The 6350-nt window shown below is 59.6% G+C and carries 6 protein-coding genes; 1 reads left to right on the top strand and 5 read right to left on the bottom strand.

Annotated elements, in window-relative coordinates:
* The first annotated feature begins 39 nt into the window (after positions 1-39).
* A complete protein-coding gene (gene rsmA, locus HMPREF7215_RS03975; protein WP_009164367.1) occupies positions 40-849 on the top strand; it encodes a 16S rRNA (adenine(1518)-N(6)/adenine(1519)-N(6))-dimethyltransferase RsmA in 810 nt (269 codons plus the stop codon).
* 67 nt (positions 850-916) lie between these two features.
* Here the strand turns inward: rsmA and recQ are convergent, their stop codons facing one another.
* The 5 genes from recQ to HMPREF7215_RS13530 form a co-directional block, all read right to left on the bottom strand.
* Positions 917-2773, bottom strand: a complete 1857-nt coding sequence (gene recQ, locus HMPREF7215_RS03980) for a DNA helicase RecQ (RefSeq protein WP_009164368.1) — start codon at positions 2771-2773, stop codon at positions 917-919.
* 101 nt (positions 2774-2874) lie between these two features.
* Positions 2875-3354, bottom strand: coding sequence for a CBS domain-containing protein (locus HMPREF7215_RS03985; RefSeq protein WP_009164369.1), 480 nt, complete (start codon positions 3352-3354; stop codon positions 2875-2877).
* A gap of 54 nt (positions 3355-3408) precedes the next feature.
* Positions 3409-4692 (bottom strand): ArsB/NhaD family transporter, encoded by a 1284-nt coding sequence (locus HMPREF7215_RS03990; protein ID WP_009164370.1) that lies wholly within the window; start codon positions 4690-4692, stop codon positions 3409-3411.
* Positions 4693-4952: 260 nt separating this feature from the next.
* Complete coding sequence (locus HMPREF7215_RS03995; protein WP_198004550.1) at positions 4953-5879, bottom strand: Na+/H+ antiporter NhaC family protein; 927 nt, start codon at positions 5877-5879, stop codon at positions 4953-4955.
* Positions 5879-6262, bottom strand: coding sequence for a Na+/H+ antiporter NhaC family protein (locus HMPREF7215_RS13530; protein WP_009164372.1), 384 nt, complete (start codon positions 6260-6262; stop codon positions 5879-5881). The genes HMPREF7215_RS03995 and HMPREF7215_RS13530 overlap by 1 nt, the downstream gene beginning before the upstream one ends.
* Positions 6263-6350: the final 88 nt, after the last annotated feature.

A 6350-nucleotide genomic window follows, 5' to 3' on the forward strand; every position in this document is an offset into this window, starting at 1 on the left:
GCCTTCGGCATCCGCTTTTTTCATCATTCAGGATCGGCCATGACAAACACTTTCAACAACAAAATCAGCCTTGGGCAGAATTTCCTCAACAATCCCGCGGTCGCGCGGCGCTGTCTCGAGGCCGGCGGGCTGAACTCCGAGGACGTCGTCCTCGAGATCGGCCCGGGGCAGGGCGCGCTCACGCGGGCGCTCCTGCAAAGCCCCTGCCGCTTCGTACACGCGCTGGAGATCGACCGGCGGCTCGCGCCGTGGCTGGAACCGCTCCGGGCCGGGCACCCCGGCCGTTTCGAAATTTCCTGGGGCGACGCGCTCTCCGCTGATTTGCGGGAGCTTTTTCCGCTGCCCAACAAGGTTTTAGCCAACATCCCCTACAACATCACGACCGAGCTGATCTGGAAAATCCTCGTCGAGCTGGGACCACGCCGTTTGGAACGGCTGATCCTGCTGGTCCAGAAAGAAGCCGCCGACCGCCTGAACGCGCCTCCGGCGACAAAAGGACGCTCGCCGCTCGGGATCACGCTGGAGCAGATGAGCGCGGTCAGAACCCTCATGAAAGTCGCGCCCGGCTCTTTCAATCCGCCGCCTAAAGTCTGGTCCGCGCTCATCTCCATCGACCTCGAAGAAAATTTGGACCTCGCCGCTTCCCCTCCGTGGCGGCGGCTTCTGGCCGCGGCGTTTGCCCAACGGCGCAAAAAACTCGCCAACAATCTTGCGGCCGCCGGATACGGCAAGGACAGAATCGCCACCATCCTTTCCTCGGCCGGGATCGATCCCATGTCCAGAGCCGAAGAGCTGACCGCGTCTCAATGGCGCGCCCTTTATCAGGAATTTGCGGCGGCCGAAAAATAAGCTCCGTACATACGGACAGGACGCGCGATGATCCGGGATCATCGCGCGTCCTGTCGTTATCGGTTTCTTATTTTTCCGCGGACGGCCGCCGTTCGCGCAGCCAGTCTTTGATAGCGGCGACGAAGCGTTCGCCGTACTCTGCGGCTTTCCGCTCGCCGACGCCGGAAACTTCGAGGAATTCGTCGATGTCCCGCGGCGTCTTTTCGCTCATGTCGGTCAGCGCGGCGTTCGTAAACACCATAAAGGCGGGCACGCCTTTGGCGCGGGCGATCTCGAAGCGCAGCGACTTGAGCCGCTCGTAAAGTTCCGGCTGAGAACCGGAAGCCATTTGCGCCTGCATGCGCTTCTTCTTTTCGCTGCGGGCGGCCCGGCTCTCGACCTGCGGCAGCGCCGCCGAGATGTTCCTGCGGTCGCGCAGCACTTCCGCGGCCCTTTCGCCCAGGATCAGGCGCGGATACTGGCCCCCGGAACTGGCCAGATATTTTTCCTGTACCAAATAGAAGATAATGTCGCGCAGACGCTGTTCGCAAACGTCCTCCATGATGCCGTACGTCGTCAGCCGGTCGAGGCCGTTCTCGTGCAGTTTGGCCGCCTTGCTGCCGCGCAGCACGTCCATGATGACCTTGACGCCCCAGGCTTCGTGGGCACGCTTCACGCAGGAGAGGATCTTCTGCGCGTCGATCGTGACGTCGACCTGTTCGAGAACTCTCTGGCAGTTGCCGCAGTTATCGCAGCGGGACGGCGGTTCCTCGCCGAAATATTTCAAAATAAAGGCGCGCAGGCAGCCGGAAGTAAAGCAGTAATCGATCATGCCTTTCAGACGGATCCGCGCCAATTCCTGCAGTTCGTCCTGGTTCCGATCGCCCGGCGCGGAATTTTCGCCCATGTGTTCGATAAAAAAAAGCTGCGTGCGCACGTCCTGCGCGCCGTAGAGCAGGATGCACCGGGCCGGTTCGCCGTCGCGTCCGGCCCGGCCGGCTTCCTGATAATAGCTTTCCATGTCGCCGGGCATATTGTAATGGACGACGTAGGAAACGTTCGACTTGTCGATGCCCATGCCGAAGGCGTTCGTCGCCACCATGACGCCGACGCGGTCGTTGATGAAGTCGTCCTGGCTGCGCGAGCGCTCGGCGTCGTCGAGCCCGGCATGGTAACGCGCGGCGGGAATGTTGCGTTCCCGAAGCATCCCGCATATTTCGTCCACGTTTTTCCGCGTGGCGCAGTACACGATCCCGCTGCGCCCGGAGAAGTCCCTGACGATGCGCAACAGTTCCGCCCGGCGGTCGGACGGATGGCGCACCTCGTAAAAGAGGTTCTTCCGGTCGAATCCCGTCACCACTTTGTACGGGCGCTCCAGCCCCAGCAGATCGACGACGTCTTCCCTGACTTCCGCCGTCGCCGTCGCCGTAAAGGCGCCGAGCACCGGCCGCCGCGGCAGTTTCGCTATGAATGTCCTCACGTCCAGATAACTGGGACGGAAGTCCTGTCCCCATTTGGAAACGCAATGCGCTTCGTCGACCGTCACGTAATCGAGCGGCGCGTTCCGCGCGAACTGCAAAAAGCCGCCCGTCAGCAGACGCTCGGGAGCGACGTAGATGATCTTGTACTGTCCGCCGCAAGCCCGGTCAAGAACGACGCGGATCTGCGCCGGCGTCAGCGAACTGTTGATATAAGCCGCCTTCACGCCCATCTGCACAAGAGACATGACCTGATCTTTCATCAGCGACACCAGCGGCGAGACGACCAGCGACACGCCGCGCCCCAAAAGCGCCGGGATCTGATAGCAAATGGACTTTCCCGCGCCGGTCGGCATCACGGCGAAGGTGTCCCGCCCGCCGATCAGCGCGTCGATCGTTTTTTCCTGGCCGGGACGGAAGGAAGAGTAGCCAAAATACCGCTTCAAGATTTTCAGTTTTTCATCCACCGTTTTTCCGCCTCCGTTTCGAACGACCTTCGCGCCTATTTTACACCAGATACAGAATTACGCATAAAGGGAGGCCCGCCGCGGACCTCCCTTTTTCGCATTCAGTGCTGATCGTCCAAAACTTCCGCGTCGCTTCCGGGTTTCGCCGCGCGCATCATCCTCTTGATCAGGTAGGCGCGGCTGATATAGCCCTCCATCACGCCGTCCTTGAGGACGGGAGCGACCTTGATGTGTCTGCGGATCATTTCCGCCGCGACGACGAAATCCGCGTCGTCCACATCGAAGGCGATGCAGCCGCGGTGCATGATGTCCTTCACCGGCTTGGTGCCGACCGCGGCCAGACGCGCGGAGAACTGCCCGTAATCGGGCAGGAACGCCGAAGAGGGGAGCTTGGAGACATAATCCGGCAGCGCGGATTTGATGACGTCCTCTTCGCTGACGAAACCAAGAACATGGCAGTCGTCGTCGAGCACCGGAAGGCCCGTCATGTGATGCCGCAAAAGCGTTTCGATCGCTTCCGCCACGGTGTTCTCTTCGTGCAGCGCCGTGAGGTCGCGGTCCATCAACTCGCCAATTTTCACAATACTCAGCCCCTTACGATCGATTTCAAGATGATATCTCCCCGCACCATGATTTTACGACAATTTACAGATCACGTACACCGCCGCGGAGGAAACAACCAGAGAGATCAGCACGACGCGCAGCCCGATCTTCATGAAATATCCAAAGGAAATGCCGATGTTGTTCTTCACGGCCAGATCGGCCATCACCGCGTTGGCGGCCGCGCCGAGGTAGCTGCCGTTGCCGCCGAGACAGGCGCCTAAAGCCAATGCCCAGTACAGCGGCGTCGCCGGCATGCCGGTCGCCGAAGCGATTTCCGCGACGACGTAGACAAAGATCGCCGCGAAAGCCGCGCTGTTGATGAAGATGCAGGCAATGCCCGAAACCCAGAGGATCCCCAGAGCCATCAACAACTGCGAACCCGAAAAAATCGCCGCGATGCCGTGCGCCATGGCGGTGATCACGCCGGTGGCGCGCAGACCGCCCCCCATGACGAAAAGCGAGACGAAATAAATGATCGTCGTCCAGCCCACTTCGTCGCGGATGATCGTCGCGTCGTCGATGCCGGTGATGATCAGAAGCACGGCCGCGGCCGTCAGGGCCGAAACCGAGGGCTCGATTGCGATTTGCTTCTGCAGCACGAACGCGACGAGCACAAAGAAGATGACAATCAGCGCCTTGACCATCGGCCGCCGGTCGGTGATCAGCTTCGACTCGTCGACCTGGTTCAGGCGGGCCGTCGCCTCCGCGTTCACCGCGTTCAGTTCGGCGCGATAGCAGCGCTCCATATACAGCGTCACAAGCCCCCAGACAATCAGGGCGACAGGCGTCATCACTCTGATGAAGTCGTTGAACGAGAGTCCGGCAATGGAGCCGATGATCATGTTGGGCGGATCGCCGATCAGCGTTCCCGTGCCGCCGATGGTCGAGGCAAAGCTCTCCATCATCAAAAACGGAAGCGGCTTGAGGCCAATCAGGTCGCAGAGCGACAAAACAACCGGCGTGACAAGCAGAATCGTCGTGACGTTATCGAGAAACGCCGAAAGGAGCACCGTGATAAACGAGATCGACCAAAGGATCAAACTGCCCCGGCCGCCGGTCACCTTCACGGCCTTGACGGCGATATACTGGAACACGCCGCACTTCGACAGAATCCCCACGACGATCATCATGCCCACGAGCAGACCGACTGTGTTATGGTCGATCGCCGCGACGATTTGGTCGCCGGAAAGAAGGCCGCTCAGCGCCATTACCGAGGCGCCCAGCAACGTGGCGGTCGTCGATTTCACTTTACCGCTGGCGATCGCGACGATGACGCCGACAAAGATGGATAACGCCGCCCAAGCTCTGATGTCCATGTTATGCCTCCTGAGCGAAATGATATCGCAAAACGTTTTCTTCGCCTGTCCGATGCGCAGGAACGGAGAATATGCGTTCAAATTGCATAGCGCAGTATAGCTCAATCCGGAAAAAACGCAAGGCGAACGGCACATAAACAACACATTGCAAGTTACGAGTCAGCCCCTTTGAATCCAGCGCGCGCCTACACGAACGCGTCTCGTCCGGACGACGGCGGAACGAGAACAGCTTCGTCAGCCATTCTCGTTCTCCGGAACGGTTAACTTTTGAACCAGATCTTTTTCGTCAGCGCGTAGGAAAGCGGGAGCAAATAGAGATACGCGGCATACGGAAGAGCCCGCGCCGAGACTTCCAGCATCGCCAGCGGGGCGGAGCTGGCGATACACCAGGGGATCAGTCCCGCCGTCACCACCGTGGAATTGGCGATGTCCTGGGCCAGCTCCGTGCGACCAAGCCCTGCGCGTTCATAAGGCCTCTTCATCATTTGAGCCGTCATCATGACGCCAATCGTCTGATTGCAGAAAATCCCGTTAGCAAGAACGCCGACCAGCGTCAAAGCGGCAAAGGAACTCGTTCGGCGCATAAGGCCGGCAAGGCGTCCCTGAAGGCCGTCGAGCATATGCGTGCCGTCGAAAATTCCCGAATAGGTCCCGGAAATAAACAGGACGGCACACATGTCGAGCATAGACATCAGCCCGCCGCCGTTGAACAGAGCCGCCGCGGAACCGGGCTCGGCGGAGAACCCCAAGGCGGCATACCGAAGCGAGTCGCCCCAAGTCGCGTGCTGAAAATACACCGTGCAGCCCCAGGCAAACGCGATACTGGCAAGAAAAGCATAAAGCGACCGCACTTTCAACAGCGGCATCACGAACATGATAATCGCGGGAACGATCACCCACGGCGTCAAATCGAAACTCTTTTCCAAGGACAGGATCATGCCGCTGTCGGCGCGCGGCATCGGATAGGTCAGGGAAAGAAGATAATAGAACAGCCCGCAACATCCCACCGCCGCCAGAGAAGTCTTCATCATCAGCCTGATATTGTCGTAAAGCTCCGTCCCCGTCAACGACGCGACAAGATTCGCGCAGGACGAGGCCGGCGAACAGCGGTCTCCGAAGTATATGCCCGACATGATCGCTCCCGCGGCGACCAGTTCATTGGCCCCGCCGCCGCGCGCCAAAGCCATCAGGGCAACGCCGAGAGTGCCGGAACGCCGAACGACGTGCCGATGGCGTAGGACAATCCGCACGACAGCGCATAGGCAGCGAGGATGAACAGCGAAGGATTGATCAGGCGCATTCCCCACGTTACCAGAAAAGCAAAAGTTCCCGCCGAACGCCACAGCCCCATCAGCACGCCGATCAACAGCAAGACGCGAACGACGATCAGCGAATCTTTTGCGCCCGGCCATGACATTTTCAACAGCCCCCCAAGCGTGTACCCCTGGCGCAGCCCCACGGCGACAAAAGCGAAATAGCCGGCGATCATCGCCCAGAACATGGGCAGATCACAGCCGAGGTCCACCGCCATCGCCCCCGCGAAAAAGACAAACGCTACGACAAGATCCATCCCGGCACCTCCGTAATAACGTTCAATAAATGGAGAGTTTGATTTTAGAAATTACAGCGGGAAGCGTCAACTGTTTTATATTTAAGCC

This window comes from Pyramidobacter piscolens W5455, assembly GCF_000177335.1.
In the GTDB taxonomy this organism is placed as follows: domain Bacteria; phylum Synergistota; class Synergistia; order Synergistales; family Dethiosulfovibrionaceae; genus Pyramidobacter; species Pyramidobacter piscolens.